Below are 22,684 nucleotides of genomic sequence, written 5' to 3' on the forward strand. Positions count from 1 at the left end.
ATCGGGATATCAGATCAGTACCGGAGCGGCAGAGGAGCTAGGTGCGTTGCCCCCTCGCACATTCCCAAGCCAAACAGCCTCTGCCGCTGCGGACCATATCGCGCCTATCCGGCAGCAGCCCGCCCCTTGGTGACGCCTCCTGCTCCACCCACCATGAGAGAGCCCAAAATGCTGAAGTCATTGCTGCTGTCTATAGCCCTGTGCGCACCCGGCCTGGCCAGTGCCACCACGGTGCGGGTCGAAAACCGGTCGGACATCACGCTGAAGCTGCACGTGGAACATGCGAGGGCCGATATCAAACGGCACCTGCGCCCAACGTTGTCGCCGCATACAAGCACGTTCGTCCGGCAGGTCGGCGGCAAGGTGCTGGCACCGCGCGACGAAGCCAACGGGCATCTGGTGGACATCGTCGTCACCGACGCGACCGGCCGCGGCTGCCGCTTCCGTACCGTCGCCGAGCGGCATAGCGATGCAATGGTGCTGATCGTTCCGGTCGCCGCACCCGTCGGCGCCGGCCATTGCGAAGCGCGTACCGGGCGAACCATCGGCGACTTTGTCTTCATCGCGTTCTGATCGCCGGAATACCGCGCGTACCTAACCTTACAAGGCGTCGCGAAGGAGCGCGGTACACCAAGGTCAAGCAGATCCGAACCGCAACCGACGCGATCGCATGCGGCGAACTGCCGGCAGCGTCGCCCTGCCGCGCAGCCAGCTTGGTGAGGCGGAGGCGGCCCGGACCACGCTCGCCGACGAACGGAGGCGACGCGCCTAGCCTCTCGCCGCTGTCTCCAGCCCGAGCAGCCGGTCCAGCGACCAGGCACCCGGGCCCGCCGCCACCAGCGGCAGCAGCAGGCCCGCCCAGCTGAGATGCGTCGGCCATGCATCGGGATAGACGAAGAGCTCGATCACCGTCGTCATGCCCAGCAGCGCCAGCGCCGCCGGCCGGGTGAACAGACCGAGCACCAGCAGGACTGGGAACAGATGCTCGGAAAAGGTGGCGAGATGCGCTGCGAGGACCGGCGGCGCGAAGGGCAGCGCATAGTCGGTGTGGAACAGTTCATAGGTGGCGTCGGTGATCGTCAGCCAGCCTTCCACCTTGGTACGGCCGGACAGGAAGAAGATCGCGGCGATGCCGAGCCGCGCCACGAGCAGCAGCAGCGACGGCGGCAGAAGGCGCGCGGCAAGGTCGCCCGCGCGGGCATAGAGGGTGACGAAGGTGGGCATGCAAGGCTCCTGGCGTCGGGGGATGCCCGGCCGCCCCGCGGCCGGGCAGGGAGGCGTCACGCCTTGGGAGTGAGCGATCCGTTGCCCTTCGGCGTCTTGATGTCGGTGCAGGTGCCGGCCTTGACCAGCTTCCAGGCATTGCCCTGATAATTCTTGGTCGAGGTGCCGGCGCAACTGGTGCCCGCGCCCGCCTTGCAGTCGTTCTTGCCGGCGAGCGCGACGCCGTAGCATTTTTCCATCTTGGGCTGCTGGGCGTGCGCGGCCGTGCCGGCGATGCCGAGTGCAAGGGTGGCGGCCAGGGCGGCGGAGGTCTTGATCATCGGGGTTCTCCTTGGATGGGGCCTCTCGCGCGGCGGCCGTCCAGGGGGGCTGGCCGCCGCGCGGTGACCCCTGGGAAGCGAGGACGCCGGGTCACCTGTCGCCGTACGCGGGTCGCCCGACCGCGGTTACAGCCGGACCGCCGCGACCGTTGCGATTCCTTTTTGCCGTGCCTGCTGTAACCTGACGCGCATCGGCTGCGTATCGCCCGTGCGGGGAGTGGGAATGCGGCACAGCGAAGCAGAGCTACGAGCGTGGATGACGGCGGGACTCGACGGCGATGCCGCGGCACATGCGGCGTTGCTTCGCGCGCTGGTGCCGCTGCTTCGCAGCTTTTTCCGTCGCCGGATGCGCGGCGACGAGGATATTGAGGATCTGGTGCAGGAAACGCTGATTGCCATCCATACCAAGCGCGGCACCTATGATCGCGACCGGCCGTTCACCGCATGGCTCTACGCGGTGGCGCGCTACCGGCTGATCGATCACCTCCGCCGCCGCCGCGTGTCGGTGCCGATCGAGGATGTCGAGGCGATCCTGGTTACGGAGGGCTTCGAGGAAGCCGTGTCGGCGCGCGTCGACGTCGACCGGCTGCTCTCCGGCCTCTCGCCCAAGCAGGCGCGGGCGATCCGGGACACCCATCTGGACGGACTGAGCGTCGCCGAGGCGGCCGACAGCGCGAGGATCGGCCAGTCCGACGTGAAGGTCTCGGTGCATCGCGGGCTCAAGGCGCTGGCAGCGCGGCTGCGGGGGCACGAATGATGGCGCCCGGAGACGCCGAGCGCGGCACCGACCGCCTGATCGCCGCGCTCGCCGCCGATGTGCCACCGATCGCGCGGCGCTATATCGGGCGCCGCATCGCCCTGGGCATCGCCGGCGGCGGCGTGGTAAGCATCGGGCTGGTGTTCGCCCTCTTCGGCGCCCGCCCGGACTTTCCGCAGGCGATGTACGGATTCTCTTTCTGGATGAAATGGGCCTACACCATTTCGCTCGGCCTGATCGCGGTGGCCGCCACGGTCCGGCTGGCCAGGCCGACCGGCGGCTCGCTCCGCATGTTCTGGCCGCTGGCCCTGCCGATTCTACTGCTCGCCGCGCTCGCGATCGAGGAGATGGCGCGGACGCCGATGCGCGACTGGCTGTCGATGTGGCTGGGGGGGAGCTGGAACCGGTGCCCCTGGCGCGTACTGCTGCTGGCGGTGCCGATCTTCCTCGGCCTGCTCTGGGCGTTCCGCAAACTGGCGCCGACGGACCTGCGCGCCGCCGGGGCCGCGGCGGGCCTCGCCGCGGGCGCCTGGGCGGCGACCATCTACTGCCTGCACTGCGACGAGTTCGCGGCTGTGTTCGTGCTCACCTGGTACACGCTCGGCATCGTCCTGGCTGCCGCGCTCGGGGCGCTCCTCGGTCCGCGCGTGCTGCGCTGGTGAGCGTGTAACCGGCGCGGCGCGCCCTGCGTATCGGGAAGGCCGAACCGGCATCAACCAAGCTCAGGGAGCCTCCGCCATGATCACGATCCAGACCGGCGCCAGCATTGCCGCCACCGCCGCCCTCGTCGCGCTGTCCGGCGCCAGCGTCGCCGCCCCCTCCGCCTCTGCCGAAAAGCTAGTCCATTGCTACGGCATCAACAGCTGCAAGGGCACGTCGGACTGCAAGACCGCCAGCAACGACTGCAAGGGTCAGAACAGCTGCAAGGGTCAGGGCTTCAAGGCGATCACCGCCAAGGCCTGCAAGGCGCAGGGCGGCAGCCTGACCGAGAAGAAGTGACGCGTGCGCGCGGCCCGGCACCCACGCCGGGCCGCGCCGCCTTGCCGGGAACCGACTATATGAACCCTTCCCATCGCTTCGGCCTCGGCCTTCGCAAGCCGCATTATGCCGACTTTCTGGAAACGGCGGTGCCGGTGGATTTCGTCGAGGTGATCTCGGAGAACTTCATGGTCCCCGGCGGGCGGCCGCGCGACGTGCTGCGGCGCGTGCGCGAGCGCTATCCGGTGGCGCTGCACGGCGTGTCGATGTCGATCGGCTCGGCCGATGGGCTGGACGCGGACTATCTGGCCCGGCTGCGCGACCTGGTCGACGCGATCGACCCGCTGTTCGTATCGGACCATCTCTGCTGGACGCGCTTCGGCGATTTCCAGTCGCACGACCTGCTGCCCCTGCCCTATACGGAAGAGGCGCTGCAGATCGTGTGCGACAATGTCGACGCCGCACAGACGACGCTGGGACGAACGCTGCTGATCGAAAATCCATCCAGCTATGTCGCCTTCGACGGTGCCGAGAGGACCGAGTGGGAATTTCTCGCCGCGCTCTGCGCCCGCACGGGCTGCGACCTGCTGCTCGACGTCAACAACATTGTCGTCAGCGCGACCAATCACGGCTTCGATGCGCACGCCTATCTCGCCGGCATTCCGGCGGGGCGCGTGCGGCAGATCCACCTGGCCGGGCACAGCCGGGGCGAGACGCTGCTGATCGACACGCACGACCAGCCGGTGCCGGACCTCGTCTGGGCCCTCTACGCCGATGCGCTCGCGCGGCTGGGGCCGGTGGCGACGATGATCGAGCGTGACGACGCCATCCCGCCGTTGCCGGAGCTGCTCGCCGAACTCGATCGGGCACGGGCGATCGCCGCGCTGGACATGGCCGCGTGACGCTGGCCGAGATCCAGGCCGGTTTCGGTCGCTGGCTGCAGGCGGAATGCCCGTCCGCCGCGACGGCGCTCGGCGGCGGGGCGGGGCTGGACGTCTATCTCAACACCTATCGCAGCCAGCTGATCGCCGCGCTCGAGAGCGGATTCCCGCAGTTGCGGCAATGGCTGGGGGAACCGGCCTTCCTGTCGGCATCGGCCCGGCACGTCGAGGCCTCGCCGCCCCGCGCCTGGACGCTCGACGCCTATGGGGCGGATTTCCCGGAGACCATCGCGGCGCTCTACCCGGCGGATCCCGAATGCGCGGAGCTGGCCCGGATCGAGGGGTGCCTGGCAGCGACATTCACCTCCCCGGATGTCGCGCCGCTCACAGCGGACCGGCTGGGCGAAGTGGATTGGGACCAGGCGCGCTTCGCGTTCGTGCCCAGCCTCGCGCTGCTGCCGGTCGCAACCAATGCCGCCGCACTGTGGCAGGCGCTCTCGGCGGGAACGGTCCTGCCGCCGGCGCAGACCCTCACCGCACCGCGCGTCGTGCTGGTCTGGCGGGACGGCTTCCATCCCAGCTTCCGGACGATCGAACCGACGGAAGCGGGGGCGATCTGTCAGCTCCAGTCCGGGATGCGCTTCGGCGACCTCTGCGCGGCATTGGCAGCCGAACATGGCGAGGGCCGCGGGGCGGAGATCGCCGGCGCCTGGCTTGGAGGATGGTTGCGCGACGGGCTCCTCGCCGCGATCCAATGAAATGTCGCCCTGTCGCGCGCCTCAGGACAGCTTGGGAAAGCAGCCGCGCCCCTGCACCGTCGTCGGCAGCATGGGCAGGAAGCCGGTGAGGGGAGAGGCGAAGCCGTAGCTGATCGTCACCTGCATGCTCGCGGCATTGCCGTCGCAGGTGATGTTCGGCGCATAGGCGACCAGCGCCGCATCCAGCTTCAGTCCCCAGCGCAGCGCACGCGCCGCGGCGAAGCTCTGGACGTCGGCCGCCGCCTTGCACGGCGCGGCGAGAGCGGCGCAGCGGGCGGTGCTGTAGGCGGTTTCCGTCAGCACCTGCTTCACCCAGAGCAGCCGGCCTACCTCCACGATGCCGAACAGCAGCGCGAGGAACACCGGCGCCAGCAGCGCGAACTCGATCGCGGTGGCCCCGGCCTGGTCGTGGGGGAGCGTCCGCCGCTTCATTGCAGGCGGATCATCACGGACTGCACGATCGGCGTGCCGTTCAGCATGCCGCTGGGCAGCACCATCGCCTTATACTGGGCAGAGGCGGTGATCTGCAGATAATAGCCCCCAGTGGAGCCGGGCGTCGTGCCCGCGCCGCAGCTGCCGCCGCAGATGGCGTCGACGAAGCCGCCGGTCTTGGAAAGGCAGGCACAGCTGCGATTGCTGTTGGTGCAGCCACCCGCCACGCCGTTGCAGGCGATGCTTACCTGCGGCGCGCCGGGTAGCCGGGCGGCGTTCTGGACATAGCCCGGCAGGCTCTGGAACGGCACCGCATTGCGGTTGGCGAAGGCTGACATCGAGCCGGCCGACACCGCCGCCGCCATCTGGCTGCGCTGGACGAAATAGCCGCCCACATCCAGCGCCAGCAAGGCGAAGACGAAGAAGAACAGGGTGAGCATCGCGAACTCGATCGTCGCGGCGCCGCGCTGGTCGCGCATCAGGCGGGACCGGTTCATTGCACCAGCCCGATCGCGGTCGCGCCGCCACTGCTGCCGCTGCCGACGATGCTTGTGCAGGCCGATCCTGCCGCCGCGCCGCCGTTTGCGGTGATCGTCCGCACGATCAGCATGAAGCACTGCCCGGCGGACAAGGTGGAGCTCCCGCCCGACATGGTCAGGTCGGAATTGGGCAGGTGGACCGCGCCGACGAAGACGTTCTGCGCGCCCGCCGACCAACTCGTCGCTTCGCCGGTCAGGCTGTCGAGCAGCAGGTCGGCGATCGCGCCGCCGGAAACGGTGGTGCTGCTCGCGATCAGCTTGCTCTTTGCGCCGCCCGCCAGGTTGATCGTGCCGGACAGCAGGATCGACACGTTCACCCCCGCCAGGTCGAACCCGGAAACGTCGACGCCCTCCAGCGTCGATCCGTAGCTCTGGCCCGTCACCGGCGAGCTGTAGGGCCAGGTAGTGCCGCCGGTGCCGTTCACCAGATTGCCCGAGACCGTGTATCGTCCCGCACCGAACAGCGCCGAACCCGCAACGTTCAGATTGCCCTTGATCAGATGGTTGGCGGTCCGGCCGAACACGATCCGGCTGCCGCCGGCAGTGACGATATCGCCGGCCGCGCTGAACGCGCCGTCACCCATCAGCATCACCGCGCTGCCGGACAGGGCGATCGCCGGGGCCGATCCGACGGCGCCGATCCGGTACGCCCCGGCGCCCGCCGCCAGCGTCGATCCGCCGTCGATGGCGATGCCGCCGCGCACGTCGAGATCACCCGCGCCCATCGTCAGCCAGCTGCCCCCGGCGATGCTGATCGCGCCGAAGGCATGGTCGCCGGCTCCCAGCGCCAGTGTCGCACCACCGCCCAGCGCCAGCGCGCCGTTGACGGTCACAGGCCCGTTGCCGAAACGGTTGGTCCCCGAAAAACTGATCGTCCCGCTCCCGATCGCCAGGCTGCCATTGCCGAACGTCACCCCGTTCGAACCGCTGTCGAATCCGCCATTGATCGCAAGGTTGACGTCGCCGAACGTCACCGTCGATCCGCCGCCGATCGACACGCCGTTGGCGACGGTGATGGTCGACCCGCTCTGGAACTGGACGTTCATACCGCCCTCGATCGTCAGTCGCCCGATCGTGTAGGTTCCGGCGGGTATGACGAAGTTGCTCGACGAGCCCCTGCGGTACGCCGCAACGGTGATGGAGGGCGATCCGCCGATCACCCAGTCGGCGCCCGCCGGGGTCGAGGGATTGCTGATCGTGCGCGGCGCCGTTCTGCTGCCGATCAGCTGCCGTGCGGCCGCCAGCTCGGCATTGCCCTCCAATGGATCGGCGAGCGAGGTCGCGGTGTTGACCCGCTTGTCGGCAGGCGGAATGTTGCCGTTCCACGATGGATTGGTGAAACTGCCCGCATAGCGGAGCAACGTGGTGGTGAGCGTGCCCCAGTCGTTCAGCACGCTACCCGCGCCCGACACGATGTTCTTGGCCGCGATGCGCGTCCCCCGATTGGCGATATCGGCCACCGCCGCGACCGAGCAGTCCGGCGCATCGATGGTCGCGCCGCCGCTGGTGGCGATACCGGTGCCGGAGGAGGCGAGCGCGAGAATGCAGGGCGGCGCGATCGGGCTGGTGCTGCCGAGCGAGGCGAACGACGCCGCGCCCACCTGATAGCTGCCGCGATAGCCCAGCGCGGTGGCTACGGCAAAGGGCACCGGGGTGGTCACGGTCACCTTCACCGCCTTGGCGCCGCTGCTCGGCACGTCGGTCACCAGCGCCGCGGTCACGATCGCATTGGTCATGCCGTTCGCCACCGCCACGTCCTGGGCGGTCGGCAGCAGCACGGCTTCGTTGGCGTTGGCGGCGCTGTAGGCGAGGGCGGCGCTGAGCGCGGCGGCATCAGCGGTCCGCTGGTTGCTGATCATCTGGCTGTAGCCGCGCGCGAGATCGACGGAGATGGTCGCCATGCCCAGCAGGGCGGTGATCGCCAGCGCCCCGATCGCGGCGACGGCGCCACGCACATCGCCGCCGAGCGCGCACGGGATCAGACGGAAATAGGGCGGGGCCTGCGGGCGCATGGCCATGAATATATCGGAACTAGGTCGAGGCTTGGTTAACGGACGAGCCGCGCTCGCACCCCGTTGCCGAGCAGGTTGACCCATAAACTACACCGAGTAATGTCGCAGGCAAAATAGCGGGAGAGAATGATGCGCAAGCGACGAACGCAGGCAGCCCTGGTCGCAATGTGCTTGGCAAGCATCGCAACGACGGCATTCGCGCAGCAGGCAGTACCGCCCGTGCCCGGCTCGAATCCGATCATCCGGGACAAGTTCACTGCCGATCCCGCGCCTCTGGTGGTGAAGGACAGGCTCTATCTCTACGTCGGGCACGACGAAGCCCAGCGCGATGAAATGTTCAACATGCGCGAGTGGCTGGTCTACTCCACGACCGACATGCGCCATTGGACCGATCATGGCCCTATCCTGCGCGTCGCCGACTTCAAATGGGCAAAGCAGGACGCCTGGGCCTCGCAGGCGATCCAGAAGAACGGGAAGTTCTGGTTCTACGCGGCGGTCGAGCATGACGCGACCAATCCCGGCAAGGCGATCGCCGTCGCCGTGTCCGACAGCCCGACCGGGCCCTTCGTCGACGCCAAGGGCTCGGCCCTGATCACGAACCGCATGACCCCCAAGGGCACCCATAGCTGGGAGGACATCGACCCCACCGTCTTCACCGACGACGACGGCACCACCTGGATCGCCTGGGGAAATCGCCAGTGCTACATCGCCCGGTTGAAGCCCAACATGATCGAGCTCGACGGGCCGATCACCGAAATCACCCCGCCGCATTTCGAGGAAGGGCCCTGGCTACACAAGCGCGGCAACCTCTACTATCTGACCTACGCATCGCTTGATCGCGCGACGCATCGCGACGAGAAGATCTCCTATTCCACCGCGCCCTCCCTTCAGGGACCCTGGACCTATCGCGGCGAGCTCACCGGCTCGGGCAAGTACAGCTTCACCATCCACCCCGGCATCGCCGAGTTCAAGGGCGACTGGTATCTGTTCCTGCACAATGCGACCCTTTCGATCGGCGATCTGAACGGCGCCATCGGCCGCCGCGCGGTGACCGTCGAGCGGCTGACGTACAATCCGGACAGGACCATGAAGCCCGTCGTCCAGACCGAAGCGGGCGTCACGGCCACCAGAAAGCCCTGAGCCGACCTGCGGGCCGACCGCGCGGACGGTGTGGCCGATCGCGTTGGGATCCTGCAACCGGCACCAACCAGTGGTCTACCTCAGGCGAGGAGACGGCGACCCTCCATCACATCGCGCTGGCGATGGTGCTAAGGCGGCACGATCCACGCGCGGGCGTCGCCGCTGATCTTCGGCCTGACAACGATGCGTTGCCGCGCTTTTCTTGCGAGACCACTGCTTTTGGGGCGGGCAGCCAGGCTTGCGTGCGCACGAGAAAATTGCGCTACGGACGTCAACCTTCCAGAATGATTTACATAATCTATATTATCGATTGTTCGGATGGCGGGAGGGTGTAAGCGCAACGTACAAATGTCACAGCTCAGCAAATTAGAAATGGCACAATCGTGCCTTCGCTGAGGCGATCGTGTCCATGGGCGCCCTCGACAATGAGGGTGTGCAGCGATGGCGGTGCTGGCGATGAGCGATACCGAGATCCACCGGTTCGACACCTTGATGCGGCTCGAGCGCGGCGAGCTTCGGCCGGCCCGGGCTATGGAGCTCCTTGGACTGGAGCGCAGTCAACTATATCGGCTGCTCCGCCGGCTACGCGCGGACGGCGCTGCTGGCCTGGTATCGCGGAAGCGAGGCCGCCCCAGCAATCGGCGGTTCAGCGATGCCTTCCGCGAGGATGTCGTTGCCATCGTTCGCGAGCGATATGCCGATTTCGGCCCGACGCTCGCGGCCGAGTATCTCGCCGAGCGCCACGGCATCACGCTGTCGCACGAGACGCTGCGCCAGCTGATGATCGGCGCCGGCCTCTGGAGAGCCAAGGCTGCCAAGCGCGCCAGGCTCCACCAGACCCGCAACCGCCGCGAGCGCCGCGGCGAGCTAATCCAGGTCGACGGCTCGGATCATGACTGGTTCGAGGGTCGCGGCCCACGCTGCAGCCTGCTGGTCTACATCGACGATGCCACCAGCGAGCTGATGCACCTTGAGATGGCGGAAAGCGAGAGCGCCCTCTCCTACCTGCAGGCGACACGCACCTATCTTGAGAAGCACGGCAAGCCGATCGCCTTCTATTCGGACAAGCACAGCGCCTTCCGGAACAACCGCGCGACGGCGGACAGCGACGGCATGTCGCACCTCGGCCGCGCGCTCGACAAGCTCGGCGTGGAGATCATCTGCGCCAACTCACCCCAGGCCAAGGGGCGGGTCGAGCGGGCCAACAGCACGCTCCAGAACCGCCTCGTCAAAGCGATGCGGCTTGAAGGCATCTCCTCCATCGAAGAGGCCAACACCTTCCTCCTCTCTTACCTCCTGCGCCACAATGCTCAGTTCGCCTGCCCACCTGCGGATCCTCGGGACGCCCATCGGCCGCTTGCCCCGAACGAGAATGTGGAAGCCGAGATGGTCTGGCGCGTCGAGCGCTCCGTCACCGGCGCTCTGGCGCTCCACTACAACAAGGCGATGTTCATCCTGGAGCCGACGCCGCTGGCGCGGACGCTGGCCCGCAAGCGCGTCCACGTATGCGAATTTCCCGATGGGCGCATTGAGGTGCGGCACGGCGAAGTGGTTCTGCTCTACCGCGTCTACGACAAGATGCAGCGGGTCAATCAGGCCGAGATCGTCGAGAACAAGCGGCTTGGCGCGGCCCTTGCCATGGCGCAGGCTATACAGAGCGCCAACCCGCACCACCGGCAGCGGAACAACAATGCGCCAGCTCGCAGCTCACAGTCGGTGGGCGTTTTCGCTACGTCGCGGGTGGTGCTGGATGAGGGACGATTGGGGAACGAGCTACCAAAGCGACGGGGAAGACCGCCCCTCCCCCGCGTAAAGCGTCAGCTGGACTCCGCCGCCGGGGAAAAGCAGACTGTCCGCTGATGATGGAAAAGCTGCCGGTCTGTTCCCGCCCGATTGTGTTGAAAAACCTGCCCTTGAAGTCGCGGTGACGGTCTGATTCACTCTCGTTGGTCGGCGGGAGACGTGCGGATGATGGGCGAGCGAACCGTGTCGCAGGAGTCGCTCTTCTACAGCTTCAACCTGGAGCGGCACGTGCCGGCGGACCACCTGCTGCGCTCGATCGACCGCTTCGTCGACCTGTCGGATCTGCGCGAGCAGCTGCGTCCCTTCTACAGCGAGAAGGGCCGCCCCTCGGTCGATCCCGAGCTGATGCTGCGGATGCTGATCATCGGCTATTAGATGGGCATCCGCTCCGAGCGCCGGCTGTGCGAGGAAGTGCATGTGAACCTGGCCTATCGCTGGTTCTGCCGGCTCGGGCTGGAAGGCGACGTGCCGAACCACTCGACCTTCTCCAAGAACCGGCACGGCAGGTTCCGCGACAGCGACCTGCTGCGCCGCCTGTTCGAGACGACGGTGGCGCGCTGCATCGCCGAGAAGCTGGTCGGCGGCGAAGGCTTCGCGGTCGATGCCAGCCTGATCCGGGCCGATGCCGGCCGGCAGAACGTCGTCGATGATGCCGGGCAGCTTCCCCCGGCCAGCGCCAGCCATGCGGTGCGGGAATATCTGGCCGTGCTCGACGATGCCGCGTTCGGCGGTGCGACGCCGGTGCCGCCCAAGCAACTGGCGGTGGCCGATCCCGCGGCACGGTGGACGGCGGCGTCACGCGACCGCGCCTTCTTCGCCTATTCGACCAACTATCTGATCGACCTCGACCATGCCGTGATCGTCGATGTCGAGGCGACCACCGCGATCCGCCAGGCCGAGGTCACCGCCCAGCGCCGGATGATCGAGCGCACGCACGACCGGTTCGGACTGTGGCCCGAGCGGCTCGCGGCGGATACCGGATACGGCGATGCCAGGAACCTGGCCTGGCTGGTGGAGGAACGCGGCATCGAGCCGCACATCCCGGTGTTCGACAAGTCGGCCCGGCGCGACGGCAGCTTCGCGCGCGCCGACTTCGTCTTCGACCATGACGATGACAGCTATGTCTGCCCCGCCGGCAAGCGCCTGCGGCAACGCCGGAAGCACTATCGGGAAGCGCGCCCCTTCGTCGACGCAGAGGGCATGGCCCGGTACCGCGCCAGCAAGTATGATTGCGACGCCTGCGCCCTCAAGCCGCGTTGCTGCCCCAACGCACCCACCCGCAAGATCCTGCGTTCAATCCATGAGGGCGCCCGCGACATGGCGCGCGATATCGCCGACACTGACGCCTATGTCGCATCCCGCCGCCAGCGGAAGAAGGTCGAGATGCTGTTCGCCCACCTCAAGCGCATCCTCAATCTGCGCCGCCTGCGGCTCCGAGGACCCAATGGTGCGAAAGATGAATTCCACCTCGCCGCCACCGCCCAGAACCTCCGCAAGCTCGCCAAGATTATCCCGATGCCCGCCATGGCCGGAGCGCAGTAAGCGCCGCGCCCGCTCGTCAGCAGCGCTCACCCATCATGCCGACCGGCGCTCGAAGCCGCCTTTTTCAACACAATCGACCAAAATAGGTCGTGCATATGTGCCAGCTCGATCGTCTGCTTCTGACCGAAGCCGACTATCGAGCGCGCTGTAGCAGTCTGATTGCAAAGCGTCTCAGGCTATAGTCACTCGCGCTAGCCATCGCCGTTAGCGGCGAGCGAGCATCCTGCCATATGCAACTGCAATGTTGAAGGCATCGGCCAAGTGAGCCGCCCGCCAGCCCGTTCCATCACTGCTGAAGCAATGGCAAGCCCAAGGCCTGAGCCGGGCGAGTGCTCCCCTTTGGCGAAGCGACTGAGCATCCGGATCCTCTCGACTTCCGGGACACCGGTCCCTTCATCCTGCACGATGATGACAATCTCCTCGCCAGTCACGGACACCGACAAAGAAACACTTCTCTGACCATGGAGCAGCGCATTGCTGACGAGATTGCGCAAAGCCTCATCGAGGTCAGGCACATTCACCTGAGCCGCTAACTCGGCATCGACGGTGATTGTGCGGCCCATCTTGTCAGCAAGTGGCAAAAACTCGGCGGCAATCTGCCGGGCCAGTCGGGACGCATCGACAAGGGGCGCGCAACCACCGGGCTTACTGGGGCCATCCAGCCGGGCCATGGCGAGCACCTGAGCGATGGACCGTTGCATACGGTCCAGATCGGTGGCCAGACCCGCCACATCGATGCTGGCACCGTCTTGCCACTGGTCTATCCGCAGCTTCGCAAGCGCGAGTGGGGTGCGAAGCGCATGGGCTGCATCGGCCGCTAACCGCCGCTCGTTCAGATAGGCAAAGGCGAGGCGATCAAGCGCCTGATTTGTCGCGGCTACGAAGGGCTGGATTTCCTTCGGCAGTCCTTCCTCGCAAAGTCTCCTGTCCGGTTGGTCAGGCCCGATCTCTTGCAATGCGGCGACGGCGGAAGAGAGCGGCTTGAGGCTCCAGCCGGCCACCAGCACGCCCACCAGCGGAGCAATCACTGCGAACGGCAGAAGGACCAGCAGCAGTTCTGCATATTCTACATGGGCTGGATCGACATTTCTGCCCTGCTCAAGTTCCTTCAATTCAAGGGCAACGAAACCGAGCGTAGCCACGGCCGCCACGACGATAATGGCGGCGATAGAGAGACCGATGCGGCTCCTGAGCGAGGCCATCACGCCCTCGTCCCGAGCACCAGGCGCCAGCCGATGCCGCGCCGGCTTTCGATCCCACAGCCACCAGCCGCAAGCCGCCGACGCAGCCGTGAGACGATAGCCTCCACCGCATTTGGGCTCACCGCTTCATCGAGCGTGTAGAGCCGGTCCTGCACCATATCGCGCACGGCGACATTGGGCGCGGATTCCATAAGCAGCTGGAGGAGGGCGAACTCGCGTCGTCCAAGATCGAGTCGTACATCACCGAGCCAGGCCTGCCTTCCGGCTGGGTCCAGCCGCAACAGGCCGTGAGTCAGAACCGGGGGCACGCGCTGACCGGGGCGGCGCAGCAGCGCGCGCAGCCGCGCGGCCACTTCGTCGAGATCATATGGCTTCACGATGTAGTCGTCAGCGCCGGCATCAAGGCCGGCGATGCGGTCCTCGATATCGCCATAGGCCGTGGCGACCAAGGATGGCACACCACGCAGCGCCAAATCCGGGAGCAGGGAAAGTCCTTCGCCATCGGGCAGGCGGCGATCAACGATGGCCGCATCGAGGTGCACCACACCCAGACAATCGCGCGCACTAGCCAGCGAGCCAGCCGAATCGACGACGAAGCCGCGTCGTCGCAAGCCCTCTGCAGCCAACACGCGCAGATGCGTTTCATCTTCGATCAGTAGGATGTGCATGGACGAAGCGATACCAGTTGCTGGGCACTGCGCCCAGCACGTCAGTGTTACGTCAGCCTTGTTTGCTAGGCAGTGCAGATGCCCCTTCGTCCACACGCTTCGCTGACTGCGTTCATCCTTGCCTGCGGCGTATCGGCCTGCGGGGCGGCCCCTGCGGACAAACCACAGCCGCCTGCCAAAGTGGACGCGGTCGGGCATGAAACCGAGCTCATGCGCCTGACATTGACCGCGGACGCGGTGCGTCGGCTTGGCCTGGAAACCGAAGTGGCGGGCGCCGCAAAGGCGAACGTCTTTGCCCGGACCGTGCCCGGCGAGATCGTTGCCGCGCCGCGTGGCGGTGGTCTGCCAGTGGCAGCCGGAACCGATCAGACAGCGCTGGCGGGATTGCAGGCGCGTGCTGATGCCGATGCGCAGCGCGCGATGGCCGATCTGACGCTGGCCGAGGCCAATCTACGGCGCGCCAGCGGCCTTGTGGACGCAGAAGCTGGCAGCATACGCGCACGCGATGAGGCGACCCAGCAGGTCGCCGCCGCCAAGGCTGCTTTGGCCGGCGCAACCGGGCAGAGGCGGGCGCTTGGGCCTGCCGTGGCAACCCTAGCCGATGGCGGGGCACTTTGGGTGCGCGCGCAAGTCCCCGCTGCCGACCTGGCGCGGCTTGATCGTGGAGCCTCCGTTTCCGTCAGGCCGGTGGGCGGCACTGGCGGGATCGTGGCAACGCCCGTGCGTGGGCCAGCCACGGCCACGACGGGAGCGGCCAGCATTGATCTCTACTACGCTCCGGCCATGCGGGCAGGCCTGAGGGTAGGCGAACGGGTGCTCGTCGATCTCCCGGAACAGGGCGGCCCCGACGCTGCCGCCATCGAAGTGCCCGCCTCGGCGATCCTGACCGACATCAATGGCGGCGAATGGGTCTATGTCGAAACCGCGCCTCGCCAGTTTGAACGTCGGCGGGTGGAAGTTGCCCGCATCATGGGCAAGCGGGCCATGGTGGCGCGCGGCCTCGCTTCTGGCGTTCGGGTCGTGACCGCCGGGGCTGCCGAACTGTTCGGCACCGAGTTCGGCACCAAGTGATGCTTGCCGCGCTGATCGGATCGTCGCTGCGCCAGCGCGCGCTGGTAATGGCAATTGCGGCTGTGCTGACCGTGATCGGTGTGCGCTCCGCCATGAACGCCAAGTTCGATGTCTTTCCAGAGTTCGCGCCGCCCATCGTGGAGGTGCAGACCGAGGCACCGGGACTGGCGACCGAGGACGTGGAGGCGCTGGTCACGGTGCCCATCGAAACGGCGGTGAATGGGGTGCCGGGCCTTACCACGCTGCGCTCAAAATCGGTGCTGGGCCTCTCGTCGGTGGTGCTGGTGATGGACCGTGCCGCCGATCCGGTCCGCACGCGCCAGATGGTGCAGGAACGGTTGGCAACGGTCATCCCGCGGCTGCCTGCTGCGGTGCGCCCGCCGGTCATGCTCGCGCCGCTCTCGGCCACCAGCCGGGCGATGAAGATCGGCATCTGGTCCGACACGCTCGACCAGATGACCATGACCGAAATGGCGCGCTGGACGATCCGCCCGCGCCTCATGGCGGTACCCGGTGTCGCCAATGTCGCGATGTGGGGCGCGCGTGACCGGCAGTTGCAGGTTCAGGTCGATCCGGTGCGGCTTGCGGCTGCCGGGGTGACGGTGGCCGATGTCCAGCGCGCGGCAGGCGATGCGGTGGTGATTGCAGGCGGTGGTTTCGTCGACAGCCCCAACCAGCGACTGGCCGTGCGGCAGGTGGTCGGCGTCAAGACTGGCAGTGATCTGGCGAGCGCCGTCATCCGCACGGTTGGCGGCGCGCCCGTGCGCATCGGGGATGTCGCCAAGGTGACCGAAGGCTTTGCGCAGCCCATCGGCGATGCGATCATCAATGGCCGCCCTGGCCTGCTGCTGATCGTGGAGAAGCAGCTCGGCGCCAATACGCTGGACGTGACGCGCGGCATCGACAAGGCGCTGGCCGAACTGCGGCCCGGCCTCAAGGGCATGAACGTCGACAGCACGATCTTCCGCCCTGCGACCTTCATCGAACGCGCGTTGGCCAATCTGGGTGAGGCAATGGGTATCGGCGTTCTGCTGGTGGCTGCGGTGCTCATCCTGTTCACCCGCAACTGGCGCACCGCGCTGATCAGCATGACCGCCATCCCGCTCTCGCTTGTGGGGGCCGTGCTGGCGCTCACTGCATTCGGGGTCGGCATGAACACCATGGTGATCGCCGGGCTGGTGATCGCGCTGGGCGAAATCGTTGACGATGCGATCATCGATGTCGAGAACATCGGACGGCGGCTGCGGCTCGAAGCAGCGCGAGAACAGCCGCGCTCGCCGTTCGCCGTGGTGCTGGCGGCCAGCCTGGAAGTGCGCAGCGCGGTGGTGTTTGCCAGCGCCATCGTCATGCTGGTGTTCCTGCCGGTGTTCTTCCTCGGCGGCGTCTCGGGCAGTTTCTTCCGTCCGCTCGCAATGGCCTATATCGCGGCCATCGCAGCCTCGCTTCTGGTGGCTTTGACGGTCACCCCGGCGATGTGCCTCATGCTGCTGCCGGGCGCGGCGGAGCGCGCCGAACCGCGCTGGGTGATCGGCCTGCGCACCCGTTATGGCCGCGTGCTCGAACGGCTAGCCCCCCGGAGCGGTATCGCAGTCGCCGTGGTTGCGGGCGGCATCCTGCTGTCATTCGCGGGCATGGGCCTGCTGCGCCAGCAGTTCCTGCCCGATTTCCGCGAAACCGATTTCCTTATGCACTTCGTCGAGAAGCCCGGCACTTCAATCGAAGCGATGGACCGAATCACCATGCGCGCGTCCAAGGAACTCACCGCGATCCCCGGCGTCCGCAACTTCGGTTCGCATATCGGCCGGGCCGAGCAGGGCGATGAAGTCTACGGGCCCAATTTCACCGAACTGTGGATCAGCCTCGATGAAACCGCCGACCATGACGCGGCAGTGAAGCGCATCGAGACCGCCATCGCCGGCTATCCAGGCCTTCAGCGCGATGTGCTGACGTACTTGCGCGAACGCATCAAGGAAGTGCTCACCGGGGCCGGTGCGACTGTCGTGGTGCGGCTCTATGGCCCCGATCTGGCCGAGCTTCGCAGCCTTGCCGAAAAGGTGCGCGGCGCGCTCGATGGCATCGAGGGCGTCAAGGACCTGAAAGTGGAGCAGCAGAGCCTGATCCCGCAGATCCAGATTGCGCCGAGGCCCGATGTTCTGGCGCTTGCCGGTGTGACCGCAGGCGATGTGCGCCGCACGGCGGCCACGCTGATCGGCGGGACGCGGGTCGGCGAAATCTACCGCGACCAGAAGAGCTTCGACGTCGCGGTGTGGGCGGTGCCGGAGGCCCGCAGCGATCTTGGCGCGCTCCGGCGGCTAGTCGTTCCCGGCCAGACGGGATCGGCACTTCGCCTCGGTGATCTTGCGCGCGTCGGCGTGGCCCCGGCAGCGGGCGAGATCAAACGCGAGGCAGGTTCGCGGCGCATCGATGTTACACTCAATATCAAGGACGGCGCCGATCTCGCCAGCGTGGCGCAGGCGGTCGAGCGCAAGGTGAAAACCATGACCATGCCCGCCGGCTATTACCCCCAGTTCCTCGGCGAGTGGAAAACATTGCAGGAATCGAAGGCGCAGCTGGGCTGGCTCTCGCTTGTTTGCCTCGTCGGCATTCTGTTCCTCGTCTGGCTGGAGTTTCGTTCGGGGCGGATCGTTGCGCTTGTCGCGCTCAGCCTGCCCTTCGCGCTGGTCGGCGGCGTTGCGGCAGCGGCACTGGGCGGCGGGGTGCTCTCGATGGGCGCATTGGTCGGCTTCGTTACCGTGCTGGGTATCTCTGCGCGCAACGGCATCATGCTGCTCAGCCACTTCCGCCATCTGGAGCGCGGGGAGGATCAGCCCTTCGGCCTTGCGCTGGTGCAGCGGGGCGCCGCCGAACGGCTGGTGCCGATCCTGATGACCGCAGGCACGGCGGCGCTGGCGCTGCTCCCGCTGGTGGTGCGCGGCAACGTGCCTGGCCACGAGATCGAATACCCCATGGCACTCGTGATCCTTGGCGGACTGGTGAGCTCGACCGTGCTCAACCTGATCTGGATGCCCGCACTCTACTTGCGCTTCGGCAAGGGGCGAGCCGCATGAAGCGCGCACTGCTGGTCGCTCTTTTGCTGGCAGGATGCGTGGCGAAATCGCCGCCGGACGCAGCACCCTTACCACCGCCTGCCGCCAGCGCACCGTTCGTGGGCGCAGCTAACTCTGCGCCGCTGCCCGACAAATGGTGGCGACTCTACGGCGATGCCGCGCTGAACGAGCACGTCGCCCGCGCGCTTGCCGCCAACCGCGATGTGCGCCTGGCGGTCGCGAACCTCGATGCAGCGCGCGCCAATTCCCGGCTGGCAGGCGCGACCCGCACGCCGGACGTGGCGCTGGAAAGCGGAGCCAGCCCGACGACGCGCGGAGCCAACCAGCCGAGCACGACCAGCGTGCCCAAATCGAGCTACGAACTGGGCGCGGAAGCAGTCTGGGAGGCCGATCTCTTCGGCCGCCTGCGCAATCAGTCATCCGCCGCCAGTGCCGATGCCGAGGCGGCAGCGGCAGCTCGTGACGGTGTGCGTCTAGCGGTGGCGGCCGATGTGGTCGGGGCCTGGCTCGATCTCTGCTGGGCCGGTGAACTTTCCCGTGTCGCGACGCGCCAGATTGCGACCCAGCGCGCGCTGGCGGAAACTGTTTCGCTTCAGGTAAAGGCGGGTGAAGTGTCTCCGCTCGAACTGGCGCAGGCCCGCCAATTGCTGGGCAGGCTGGAAGCTGGCTTGCCTTTCTTCGAGGCTGACTCGCAGCGCGCCCGCTATCTCCTAGCCAATCTGGAGGGCCTGCCGCCTGCCGAGGCCGCACAGTTTCGGTGCGAGCGCCCGCCGTCATTGACGGCAGCGTTGCCGATTGGCAATGGTGCAGGCCTGCTCGCCCGCCGCCCCGATATCCGCGAGGCAGAGCGGCGGCTCGCGGCGGCTGCCGCGCGGGTGAAAGTGGCGAAAGCCGAGATGTACCCCCGCGTGACGCTCGGCGCATCGGGTGGCCTCATCCGCGGCTCGCTGGATGCTTTCATCACGCCGCTGATCAGCTGGTCGTTCCTCAATCCTGCCCGCATCAAGGCCCGCATCGCACTGGCCGAGGCCAATCAGGAAGGCGCGCTCGCCCAGTATGACGCCGCATGGCTCAGGGCCCTGCGCGAAGTGGAAACGGCTCTGGCTGATGTGGATGCCGAACGTCGCGCCAACCAGTCGTTTGCAGCCGCCTTGGTGGACGCACAGACCGCAGCGCGCCGAGCCGAAGCGCGTGTCCGTGTGGGCGATGCAAATCCGCTTGTTGCTCTCGACGCCCGCCGCACGGCCTACGAGACCGAACTCCTCGGCATACTCGCGGGCCGCCGCCTTGCTCAACGGCAAGTCTTCCTGTTTCGCAGTCTCGGCGGTGGTTGGGAGGACGCAGCAGCCCCTCGTTGAGCGGGCGGCCTTGAAGGCTTGAATCTGCGGAATAGCTACAAGGCATGTGGAGACCGGCTGCTGCCGGGAATCCATGACGGTCGAAAGCAAGATGGCTGTCGGCTTTTGGCAAATGCAGACGTTCGAAATGGCGGTACGGAAGGGCGGCTTTGTCCCAGGCCAAGCCATTCCAAGCCTCGCCGTCGGAGGTGAACAAACGGCAGGTTTCGGGTTCCACAAATGCGGCGGTGAACGACGGGGATTGGGCGCGAGCTGCCGGTCCGCTTTCTCTGCCGAAGCTGCCGTCGACGCCCTACCCGATAGCACGAGCATCATCTTTGAGGCGGTGTGACCGGGCCCGCTGCGTGCGCAGCGGGTCCGGGGACAGGAGCCGGGAGTGTGTGGCATCAGCGGGGGCAGCGCTGCGCTGCGAGGAGGGCTCCACGCAGCCCCCGCTGCAAACGGCGTTTGTGCCATTTCTATCTTGCGGCGGAATGTGCCTTTTCTAACTGGCGGCAACACGGATGGCGGGAGGGTGTAAGCGCAACGTACAAATGTCACTCTCCAGCCAGATAGAGATGTCACAATCTCTGGTCGGCGCCTTCCGAGTGGCATGCCGCCCGAGCAATTGGGGGCACGCTGATGACGGTGGTCGCGATGAACCGGAGCGCGTTGTCACGGTACGAAACGCTGCCCTACCGCGTCTACGACAAGATGCAGCGGGTCAACCAGGCCGAGATCGCCGAGAACAAGCGGCTTGGCGCGGCCCTTGCCATGGCGGCGGCAATCCAAGCCGTGACGCCTCATCATCGGCAGCGGAACAACAACGCGCCGGCGCGCGACTCTCGTTCGGTTGGCATTTCTGCCCCTCCCCGACGACCGAGCCAAGGATCGACCGACGAACCCTCTGTACCCCTAAACTGGAACGGGTCCGGCGCGACGCAGCCGGCGGGCCACTCGCCAACGCGGAGTCGAAGGGGCTGCCGAGAGCGCGGTCACCGGGCACAGCAGCCCAAAATTCTATTTAATCATAGCGGTATAGCTGCACCACGTGCACCCGCCCCTCGGCTGCGTCGCGGCGATGCAGGCGAAGCACCTGCCCTTGCCCGTTCTCATCGCCATTCAGCCGACGCCCACGTTGCAGACGTCCATCACGTAGCACCAGCTCGTCGATACTCTCCAGCCCGACGATCGCCGGTCCGGGCGTATCGGTGGTAAAGGTGATGACGGCATCGCCGCTTCCAACCACGGTGAACGCGTCAGGCCCCGTCTGCAAGAACATGGCGGCGACCCGGCTGGTTGCATCGACGCGCCCGTCCGGCCCTTCAGCCCGCACCATGTTCACCATGTAATTGCCGATGCGCAGGCGGCCGACGCGCTGCGCTGCGCTTTCCAAGATGATGGTGCTGGCCTTCCCCTCCGCCTGCTTCTGCAGCAACAGCGGTGCCAGCGCCTCGAGGCGAGCAAAGAGGCCGGCGATCGCCGCATCATCGCCGCTACCGGTACCAACCCCGATGCTGGCATCCCCTGCCGCCGGCGGCGCCGCGGCGCCGTCGATACCGAAGGGGGAGAAGCCGATCGCGCGCAGCGATCCAAAGGCATATAATGCGTTGGCGGCACCTTCGGGCCCGCCGCGCGCCTCCGGTACAAACAGCGGATTATCGGGTCGGGCATATCGTGCGGCCCAGTTGCCGAAATCCTCGAAGTAAATGTCGGGAGACAGGAAATCGAGCGAGGGCGCCCCAGCATGCCAGATATCAAGCGCGTGGGGCACGGGACCGCCAGAGTTGTACTGGCCGGGTTCGTAATTCGGTCGGATCAGTGCGGCGTTGGTGAACATTGGCAAGTTGTACTGCGCCTTGCCGGCGGCGGTCACCTTTTCCAAGAAGGTGGCGTAGTGCCAGGCCATGAATAGACTGTCGGTCATCGACCCGCTGCCGAACACCTGTTGCCAATTGCCTTCCATCAGCCCGCCAGCATCCTCCCATCCGGCACGCAGCTCGCGGTTCAGCCGCGAGCGATTGGCCGCTAGATACTGCATTAGAGCAGATGGAACTGGGCCGGCAAAGGCCGCCTCCGCCGCCGGGGAGTGATCGCGTGACTGCGGGATGACGCCGACCTCGTTCTCGACCTGGATCATCAGCACCGTGTGACGCGCGCCATCCACTGCGCGTAAGTGGCGCATCAATTCGGCAAAGGCGCGCGCATCGCTATCGCGTGCGGCGGCACTGAAGGGTGTTAGCCGCTCGGTACCGCGGCCATCGCTCGTTCTCACCCGGGCAAAACGCCTCTGGTCCCGCTTTACCCATCCAGGCGCATAGCTGGAGAAGGTGTTCTTCCACGAGCCGAACCACAGAAGTACCAGCCGCATGTCGTTCCGGCGTGCCTGTTCCAGCATCCCGTCGAGGTTGCGCCAGTCGAACCTGCCTTCTTCCGGCTCAATCGTCTCCCACGCGACGGGCACCAAGACCGTGTTGAGGTGCATGGCTTTCAATCTGGGCCAGACCGGTTCCATGTAGGTCAGGTCACTAGTGCTGGAATTGGCCGTTTCCCCGCCCAAGATAAGGTACGGCGCGCCGTCGACGATCAACTGCGTCGCTCCGCCACGCTGCTCAAGGTGCGGTAGGCCGCGATCCTGTGCTTGAGTAGGACTAACTATTCCGAGCGCGATCGCCACCCCCATCGTCGCGGTGCCCATCCAGTTCCGCATCCCGCACTCCTCGTTGGTATCGTTATCATCCTGTCCTAATCTTAGTCGGTGTGCAACTGTGGGCAGGCATGGACGTGTCGTGAGATCTTGAGGGGGTCTTCAGGCGACGAGGGCGCCAACTTCTAGCCGACCCCAAACTGATCGCTTTCGGTCCAGACAAGCACAGTGCCTTCTGCATCAACCGTCGACACCGGGAATCCGCGTCTTCCAACCGCTTGATGTCCTTGTCCCAGATGCGGCAC

Annotated in this window: 20 protein-coding genes and 1 pseudogene; 13 read left to right on the forward strand and 8 right to left on the reverse strand. The window is 66.6% G+C overall.

All coding sequences use genetic code 11. The features are described from left to right. The first annotated feature begins 168 nt into the window (after nt 1-168). Nucleotides 169-573 (forward strand): hypothetical protein, encoded by a 405-nt coding sequence (locus KK7_RS0107875; protein ID WP_010544100.1) that lies wholly within the window; start codon nt 169-171, stop codon nt 571-573. Nucleotides 574-768: 195 nt separating this feature from the next. Here the strand turns inward: KK7_RS0107875 and KK7_RS0107880 are convergent, their stop codons facing one another. Together KK7_RS0107880 and KK7_RS0107885 are read right to left on the reverse strand one after the other, a co-directional pair. Further along, nucleotides 769-1,224 (reverse strand): DoxX family protein, encoded by a 456-nt coding sequence (locus KK7_RS0107880; protein ID WP_010544101.1) that lies wholly within the window; start codon nt 1,222-1,224, stop codon nt 769-771. 56 nt (nt 1,225-1,280) lie between these two features. After that, entirely contained in the window at nt 1,281-1,544 is a 264-nt protein-coding gene (locus tag KK7_RS0107885) for a BufA1 family periplasmic bufferin-type metallophore (RefSeq protein WP_010544102.1), read from the reverse strand. Between the two features lie 223 nt (nt 1,545-1,767). Between KK7_RS0107885 and KK7_RS0107890 the strand changes: the two genes are divergently transcribed. The 5 genes from KK7_RS0107890 (at nt 1,768) to KK7_RS0107910 (ending at nt 4,918) form a co-directional block, all read left to right on the forward strand. Continuing rightward, on the forward strand, nt 1,768-2,301 hold the full coding sequence (locus KK7_RS0107890; RefSeq protein WP_029623046.1) for a sigma-70 family RNA polymerase sigma factor: 534 nt from the start codon (nt 1,768-1,770) through the stop codon (nt 2,299-2,301). Further along, nucleotides 2,301-2,963 (forward strand): DUF1109 domain-containing protein, encoded by a 663-nt coding sequence (locus KK7_RS0107895; RefSeq protein WP_010544104.1) that lies wholly within the window; start codon nt 2,301-2,303, stop codon nt 2,961-2,963. The genes KK7_RS0107890 and KK7_RS0107895 overlap by 1 nt, the downstream gene beginning before the upstream one ends. A gap of 76 nt (nt 2,964-3,039) precedes the next feature. Then, entirely contained in the window at nt 3,040-3,300 is a 261-nt protein-coding gene (gene bufA2, locus KK7_RS0107900; RefSeq protein WP_010544105.1) for a BufA2 family periplasmic bufferin-type metallophore, read from the forward strand. A gap of 59 nt (nt 3,301-3,359) precedes the next feature. After that, complete coding sequence (bufB, locus tag KK7_RS0107905; RefSeq protein WP_029623048.1) at nt 3,360-4,181, forward strand: MNIO family bufferin maturase; 822 nt, start codon at nt 3,360-3,362, stop codon at nt 4,179-4,181. Then, on the forward strand, nt 4,178-4,918 hold the full coding sequence (locus tag KK7_RS0107910; RefSeq protein ID WP_010544107.1) for an HvfC/BufC N-terminal domain-containing protein: 741 nt from the start codon (nt 4,178-4,180) through the stop codon (nt 4,916-4,918). The genes bufB and KK7_RS0107910 overlap by 4 nt, the downstream gene beginning before the upstream one ends. A gap of 21 nt (nt 4,919-4,939) precedes the next feature. On the opposite strand, the gene KK7_RS0107915 is transcribed toward KK7_RS0107910, so the two are convergent. Genes KK7_RS0107915 through KK7_RS0107925 form a run of 3 tightly spaced genes read right to left on the reverse strand, consistent with a single transcriptional unit; the run spans nt 4,940 to nt 7,907 of the window. Continuing rightward, on the reverse strand, nt 4,940-5,350 hold the full coding sequence (locus tag KK7_RS0107915; RefSeq protein ID WP_010544108.1) for a TadE/TadG family type IV pilus assembly protein: 411 nt from the start codon (nt 5,348-5,350) through the stop codon (nt 4,940-4,942). Further along, the gene (locus tag KK7_RS0107920; protein ID WP_029623050.1) at nt 5,347-5,847 is read right to left on the reverse strand and encodes a TadE/TadG family type IV pilus assembly protein; all 501 of its coding nucleotides are present in this window, start codon (nt 5,845-5,847) and stop codon (nt 5,347-5,349) included. Before KK7_RS0107920 ends, KK7_RS0107915 begins: the two co-directional genes overlap by 4 nt. Further along, complete coding sequence (locus KK7_RS0107925) at nt 5,844-7,907, reverse strand: autotransporter outer membrane beta-barrel domain-containing protein (protein WP_010544110.1); 2,064 nt, start codon at nt 7,905-7,907, stop codon at nt 5,844-5,846. Before KK7_RS0107925 ends, KK7_RS0107920 begins: the two co-directional genes overlap by 4 nt. Before the next feature lie 159 nt (nt 7,908-8,066). On the opposite strand from KK7_RS0107925, the gene KK7_RS0107930 reads away from it, so the two are divergent. The 3 genes and pseudogenes from KK7_RS0107930 (at nt 8,067) to KK7_RS20330 (ending at nt 12,386) form a co-directional block, all read left to right on the forward strand. Then, complete coding sequence (locus KK7_RS0107930; protein WP_202798671.1) at nt 8,067-9,041, forward strand: glycoside hydrolase family 43 protein; 975 nt, start codon at nt 8,067-8,069, stop codon at nt 9,039-9,041. Nucleotides 9,042-9,482: 441 nt separating this feature from the next. Continuing rightward, nucleotides 9,483-10,901 (forward strand): ISNCY family transposase, encoded by a 1,419-nt coding sequence (locus KK7_RS0107935; RefSeq protein WP_010544112.1) that lies wholly within the window; start codon nt 9,483-9,485, stop codon nt 10,899-10,901. 108 nt (nt 10,902-11,009) lie between these two features. Beyond that, a pseudogene (locus KK7_RS20330) lies at nt 11,010-12,386 on the forward strand (transposase). A gap of 191 nt (nt 12,387-12,577) precedes the next feature. Here the strand turns inward: KK7_RS20330 and KK7_RS20335 are convergent. Continuing rightward, the gene (locus KK7_RS20335) at nt 12,578-13,588 is read right to left on the reverse strand and encodes a sensor histidine kinase (protein WP_010544113.1); all 1,011 of its coding nucleotides are present in this window, start codon (nt 13,586-13,588) and stop codon (nt 12,578-12,580) included. Further along, a complete protein-coding gene (locus tag KK7_RS20340; protein ID WP_010544114.1) occupies nt 13,588-14,256 on the reverse strand; it encodes a response regulator in 669 nt (222 codons plus the stop codon). Before KK7_RS20340 ends, KK7_RS20335 begins: the two co-directional genes overlap by 1 nt. Nucleotides 14,257-14,334: 78 nt before the next feature. Between KK7_RS20340 and KK7_RS0107960 the strand changes: the two genes are divergently transcribed. From KK7_RS0107960 to KK7_RS0107975, 4 genes are all read left to right on the forward strand, one after another. Beyond that, entirely contained in the window at nt 14,335-15,327 is a 993-nt protein-coding gene (locus KK7_RS0107960) for an efflux RND transporter periplasmic adaptor subunit (RefSeq protein WP_157999994.1), read from the forward strand. Next, nucleotides 15,327-18,395 (forward strand): efflux RND transporter permease subunit, encoded by a 3,069-nt coding sequence (locus KK7_RS0107965; RefSeq protein ID WP_010544116.1) that lies wholly within the window; start codon nt 15,327-15,329, stop codon nt 18,393-18,395. Before KK7_RS0107960 ends, KK7_RS0107965 begins: the two co-directional genes overlap by 1 nt. Continuing rightward, nucleotides 18,392-19,753, forward strand: coding sequence for an efflux transporter outer membrane subunit (locus tag KK7_RS0107970; protein WP_010544117.1), 1,362 nt, complete (start codon nt 18,392-18,394; stop codon nt 19,751-19,753). Before KK7_RS0107965 ends, KK7_RS0107970 begins: the two co-directional genes overlap by 4 nt. A gap of 73 nt (nt 19,754-19,826) precedes the next feature. Continuing rightward, entirely contained in the window at nt 19,827-20,084 is a 258-nt protein-coding gene (locus KK7_RS0107975; RefSeq protein ID WP_010544118.1) for a hypothetical protein, read from the forward strand. Nucleotides 20,085-20,756: 672 nt separating this feature from the next. Here KK7_RS0107975 and KK7_RS0107980 read toward each other — a convergent pair. Continuing rightward, complete coding sequence (locus KK7_RS0107980; protein WP_040598039.1) at nt 20,757-22,442, reverse strand: GH35 family beta-galactosidase; 1,686 nt, start codon at nt 22,440-22,442, stop codon at nt 20,757-20,759. Nucleotides 22,443-22,684: the final 242 nt, after the last annotated feature.

Source organism: Sphingomonas elodea ATCC 31461 (assembly GCF_000226955.1).
GTDB classification, from domain to species: domain Bacteria; phylum Pseudomonadota; class Alphaproteobacteria; order Sphingomonadales; family Sphingomonadaceae; genus Sphingomonas; species Sphingomonas elodea.

Coding starts and splice junctions, on each gene's coding strand:
- KK7_RS0107875 (WP_010544100.1), top strand. CDS start 169: ATGCTGAAGTCATTGCTGCTGTCTATAGCCCTGTGCGCACCCGGCCTG.
- KK7_RS0107880 (WP_010544101.1), bottom strand. CDS start 1,224: ATGCCCACCTTCGTCACCCTCTATGCCCGCGCGGGCGACCTTGCCGCG.
- KK7_RS0107885 (WP_010544102.1), bottom strand. CDS start 1,544: ATGATCAAGACCTCCGCCGCCCTGGCCGCCACCCTTGCACTCGGCATC.
- KK7_RS0107890 (WP_029623046.1), top strand. CDS start 1,768: ATGCGGCACAGCGAAGCAGAGCTACGAGCGTGGATGACGGCGGGACTC.
- KK7_RS0107895 (WP_010544104.1), top strand. CDS start 2,301: ATGGCGCCCGGAGACGCCGAGCGCGGCACCGACCGCCTGATCGCCGCG.
- bufA2 (WP_010544105.1), top strand. CDS start 3,040: ATGATCACGATCCAGACCGGCGCCAGCATTGCCGCCACCGCCGCCCTC.
- bufB (WP_029623048.1), top strand. CDS start 3,360: ATGAACCCTTCCCATCGCTTCGGCCTCGGCCTTCGCAAGCCGCATTAT.
- KK7_RS0107915 (WP_010544108.1), bottom strand. CDS start 5,350: ATGAAGCGGCGGACGCTCCCCCACGACCAGGCCGGGGCCACCGCGATC.
- KK7_RS0107920 (WP_029623050.1), bottom strand. CDS start 5,847: ATGAACCGGTCCCGCCTGATGCGCGACCAGCGCGGCGCCGCGACGATC.
- KK7_RS0107925 (WP_010544110.1), bottom strand. CDS start 7,907: ATGGCCATGCGCCCGCAGGCCCCGCCCTATTTCCGTCTGATCCCGTGC.
- KK7_RS0107930 (WP_202798671.1), top strand. CDS start 8,067: ATGTGCTTGGCAAGCATCGCAACGACGGCATTCGCGCAGCAGGCAGTA.
- KK7_RS0107935 (WP_010544112.1), top strand. CDS start 9,483: ATGGCGGTGCTGGCGATGAGCGATACCGAGATCCACCGGTTCGACACC.
- KK7_RS20335 (WP_010544113.1), bottom strand. CDS start 13,588: ATGGCCTCGCTCAGGAGCCGCATCGGTCTCTCTATCGCCGCCATTATC.
- KK7_RS20340 (WP_010544114.1), bottom strand. CDS start 14,256: ATGCACATCCTACTGATCGAAGATGAAACGCATCTGCGCGTGTTGGCT.
- KK7_RS0107960 (WP_157999994.1), top strand. CDS start 14,335: ATGCCCCTTCGTCCACACGCTTCGCTGACTGCGTTCATCCTTGCCTGC.
- KK7_RS0107965 (WP_010544116.1), top strand. CDS start 15,327: ATGCTTGCCGCGCTGATCGGATCGTCGCTGCGCCAGCGCGCGCTGGTA.
- KK7_RS0107970 (WP_010544117.1), top strand. CDS start 18,392: ATGAAGCGCGCACTGCTGGTCGCTCTTTTGCTGGCAGGATGCGTGGCG.
- KK7_RS0107975 (WP_010544118.1), top strand. CDS start 19,827: ATGACGGTCGAAAGCAAGATGGCTGTCGGCTTTTGGCAAATGCAGACG.
- KK7_RS0107980 (WP_040598039.1), bottom strand. CDS start 22,442: ATGCGGAACTGGATGGGCACCGCGACGATGGGGGTGGCGATCGCGCTC.